This is a genomic window from Candidatus Atribacteria bacterium (assembly GCA_011056645.1).
Lineage (GTDB): Bacteria > Atribacterota > Phoenicimicrobiia > Phoenicimicrobiales > Phoenicimicrobiaceae > Sediminicultor > Sediminicultor quartus.
The window spans coordinates 1-3,883 of record DSEL01000103.1; the positions used below are offsets into that span (position 1 = coordinate 1).

At 34.6% G+C, this 3,883-nt stretch carries 4 protein-coding genes; all 4 read left to right on the top strand.

The genetic code is table 11. From position 1 onward, the window contains the following. Positions 1-1,730 (top strand): outer membrane protein assembly factor (locus ENO17_04290; GenBank protein HER24252.1); only part of this gene is annotated, 1,730 nt, incomplete at its 5' end. Positions 1,731-1,943: 213 nt separating this feature from the next. Beyond that, the gene (locus ENO17_04295; GenBank protein ID HER24253.1) at positions 1,944-2,498 is read left to right on the top strand and encodes an OmpH family outer membrane protein; all 555 of its coding nucleotides are present in this window, start codon (positions 1,944-1,946) and stop codon (positions 2,496-2,498) included. Continuing rightward, a complete protein-coding gene (fabZ, locus tag ENO17_04300; GenBank protein ID HER24254.1) occupies positions 2,495-2,923 on the top strand; it encodes a 3-hydroxyacyl-ACP dehydratase FabZ in 429 nt (142 codons plus the stop codon). Before ENO17_04295 ends, fabZ begins: the two co-directional genes overlap by 4 nt. A gap of 198 nt (positions 2,924-3,121) precedes the next feature. Beyond that, positions 3,122-3,844 (top strand): LPS export ABC transporter ATP-binding protein, encoded by a 723-nt coding sequence (gene lptB / locus ENO17_04305; protein ID HER24255.1) that lies wholly within the window; start codon positions 3,122-3,124, stop codon positions 3,842-3,844. The last annotated feature ends 39 nt before the right edge of the window (positions 3,845-3,883 follow it).

Below are 3,883 nucleotides of genomic sequence, written 5' to 3' on the forward strand. Positions count from 1 at the left end.
AGATACTTATATTGGGAGTTTTGACTCTAGTATTTTTTTTAGGCAGTTTAAGTTTAGTACAAGCTCAAACCAATAATCAAGGCAAGATAACTGCTATTGTAGTCCAGGGAAATGATAACATTTCTAAGGATTTAATTATTTCCCAAATTGCCTCTAACTTGGGAGACGTTTTTTCCAAAGAAAGTATTGAAAAAGATATGAAAGCAGTATTTGATTTGGGTTATTTTAAAGATGTAAAAATAAAATTGGAATCATTTAGAGATGGTTATAAAGTTGTTTTTGAAGTGGTAGAAAATTTAAATATAAAAGAGATCAGTATTGAAGGAAATACCGTGGTTTCAAAGGAGGAAATGCGGGAAGTAATGGTTTTACGCGAGGGGCAAATTTTTAGCCGAAAGATTTTAAAAAACGACCTCGATCGCATTTCTCAACTGTATAAAGACCGTGGATATCTTGTAATTAATATTAAAGAGGTTAATTTTGATGAAGAAGGAAAATTATGGATAAATATTTCTGAGGGACGATTGGAAAGAATTGCCATTGAAGGTAATGATAAGACTAAAGAAAAGGTAATTATCAGAGAAATTAATATTGAACCCGGTGACCTCTTCAATTTTGAGACAGTAAAAAAATCTTTGCAAAAAATCTATAACTTAGGATATTTCGAAGATGTAAGTATGAAATTAGAACCGGGTAATGAAGAAGATACAATAGTTTTAGTTGTAAAAGTCATTGAGAAAAATACCGGAAAATTTGGCATTGGAGCAGGATATAATTCGCAAGAAGGCCTTATGGGATTTACGAGTTACGAGGAAAATAATCTTTTTGGAAGTGGAGAGAAAGTACAAGCCAAAATAGAAATAGGAGGCAGGACTACTTATCAACTTTCTTTTCTTGAACCCTGGTTAGGTGGTACACCTACTTCTTTTGGTTTTGAAGCATATGATACTATAAAGAATAAAAAAGATAAGGAAGGAAAAGTAATTCTTGCTGAATATGATGAAGAGAGACTGGGAGGAAAACTTATTTTGGGAAGAAAGCTAAGTGATTCATTTAAATTAGGATTAGAATTAAAGAGCGAGAGAGTAACCTATGATCTGATTTCCGGAACTTTACCCGAAGATACCAATGTTGGACTTACTAATAGCCTCTCGCCCACTTTTTCTTATGATACTCGAGATGATGTATTTGAACCAACTTCCGGTTGGTATCATAGTTTTTCTTTAGAAAAAGCAGGAGGATTTCTAGAAGGAGATTATGACTTTACCAAATACAATTTAACTCTTAGAGCTTATATTTCCACAAAATTTTTTGAAGACGTGGTCGATATTGGCAGTGTTAAAAAGATTACTGATAATTTAAGTAAAGGAGTATTAGCTCTTCGAGCCATGGGAGGTTTGGCAGATACTGATCTACCTTCTTTTGCAGAATACCAGGTAGGAGGAATGAATACCTTGAGGGGTTATGATTTTGGTGAATTTTCCGGGGATAAATCTTTGGTATTTAATGTGGAGTATAGATTTCCTTTAGCTGAAAATTTCCAAGCAGTAATTTTTGCTGATTGGGGTCAAGCCTGGGATATTGAACAGAGTATCAATTTAGAAGATTTAAAGTTTGGTAGAGGAGTAGGTGTCCGCTTTGATACTCCCCTTGGGCCAATTAGATTGGACTATGGTATCAATGAAGAAGGAGAAGGGAAGACTTACTTTAGTATAGGGCACACCTTTTAGGATAATTGACCAATTAAATTAGTCGTTAGTGAATAGTGAAATAGTCGTTAGCATATAGCACGACATAGAGCAAGTAGTATTTAGTTTTTTTAGTGTAGGGCTCGGATTTATCCGAGCCGAATTTTGACTCTACGCTACGCTATTCGCTAATATACGAGATACTGATTTTTGACGCGATACGCAATACTATATAAAATATTAAGGAGGAAAATAATGCAAGTAATAGAAAAAAGAGTAGAAGTAAAAGTCATTTTGATTTTATTGTTTTCGGTGATTATTTTTTTGTTTTTAAATAACCAAAACATTGAAGCAGCAGCGGGAAAGATAGGTTTGGTTAATTTAGCTGAAGTTATATCCGGTCATCCTTATACCCAAAATATTAATCAACTCAGTCAAAATTTGCGAGAAGAACTTCAAAAACGACAGGAAGAATTAAATGCACAAGGGAAAGGACTTGATGAGACCGGACTTAAAAAATTGGAAGATAAATTTAATAAAGAATGGTCTCCCATTAAAGATAAGATCCTTGCCGAGATAAAATCATATCAGGCGGCTCGTTATTCAGATATTATTGAGGCAATTAAAGTAATAGGAGATAAAGGGAAATATGATTTAATATTAAATAGTGAGATAAAAGTACCGGCTGGAAACGATATTTTAAATTATCCTATTGCCCTCTACGGAGGAGAAGATATTACTCAGGATGTATTAGTAGAGATTAATAGAAAATTAGAAGAAGGACAGAAAGAAAAGAATAAAACACCATGAAACATTCGTTATCAATAAGAGAAATTTTAAATCTTTTGCCTCATCGTTATCCCTTTTTATTAGTGGATAAAATATTAGAGCAGGAAGAAAATAAGATTACAGGGATTAAGAATGTTACTATAAACGAACCTTTTTTTCAGGGGCATTTTCCGGAACATCCGGTGATGCCCGGTGTGCTTATAATTGAAGCTATGGCTCAAACCGTTGGAGTTCTAATGTTTTCCAAAGAAGAAAACAAGGGGAAAATTCCTTTATTCGCTGGTATCGATAAGGCTCGCTTTAAAAAATCGGTTTATCCCGGAGATCAATTGAAAATTAAAGTAGAAATCGTAAAAATGGTAAAGGGGATTGGTAAGGCGAAAGCAGAAGCCTATGTAGATGAAAATATGGTAGCCTCTGCAGAGCTGCTCTTTACGGCAGTTTAAAATAGTATATAGTATATGGTATGTAGTATATAGTAAAAACAGCGATAAGTAATGTGTAACGAGTAACAAGCTAAAGGTTGCAAGTTTTTGGTTTTCATTTATGGGTTCTTAGAAGGCAGAATCTTATTACTTGTTGTATCGACTGGTAGACCGGAAGACCGGGTGACTGTAGACTGCTAACCAGTAGGGGAGAAAATCGTGCAGGGAATAAGGACAAAAAATTTAGTAAAAATTTACCGAAAAAGACGAGTGGTTGACGATGTTAGTTTGGAGATTAATAAAGGCGAGGTAGTAGGTCTTTTGGGACCAAATGGGGCAGGAAAGACCACTACTTTTTATATCACAGTAGGTTTAATAGCTCCGGATAAAGGTAAAGTCTCTTTTGACGGTAAAGAAATTACTAAAATCCCCATGTTTCGAAGAGCTAGGATGGGTTTAGGTTATTTAGCCCAGGAACCTTCAATCTTTCGTAAGCTTACTGTTGAAGAAAATCTCCTTCTAATTTTAGAATCCTTAGGTGTTAAAAAAGAAGAGCAGAGAGAAAGATGCTATTCCTTATTAAAGGAATTAGAAATAGAGCATCTTGCTGATTATAAAGGCTATATGCTTTCTGGTGGAGAAAGGCGTCGGGTAGAAATTGCCCGAACTTTAACCAGCTCACCTTCTTTTATGTTGCTCGATGAACCCTTTACCGGTGTTGACCCCATTGCTGTTTATGATATTCAGGAAATAATTTCTTATCTGAGAGAAAAAGGCTTGGGAATATTAATAACTGACCATAATGTAAGAGAGACTCTTAAGATTACTGATCGAGCTTATATTATGCATAATGGTAAGATCTTGACCTCAGGAACTCCTCAAAAAGTAGCCAATTGTGAAGTCACCCGAAAAATTTATCTGGGGGAAAGATTTAATCTGTAGAATTGGTGAATCAGGTAATTATATTATATTATATTGTAT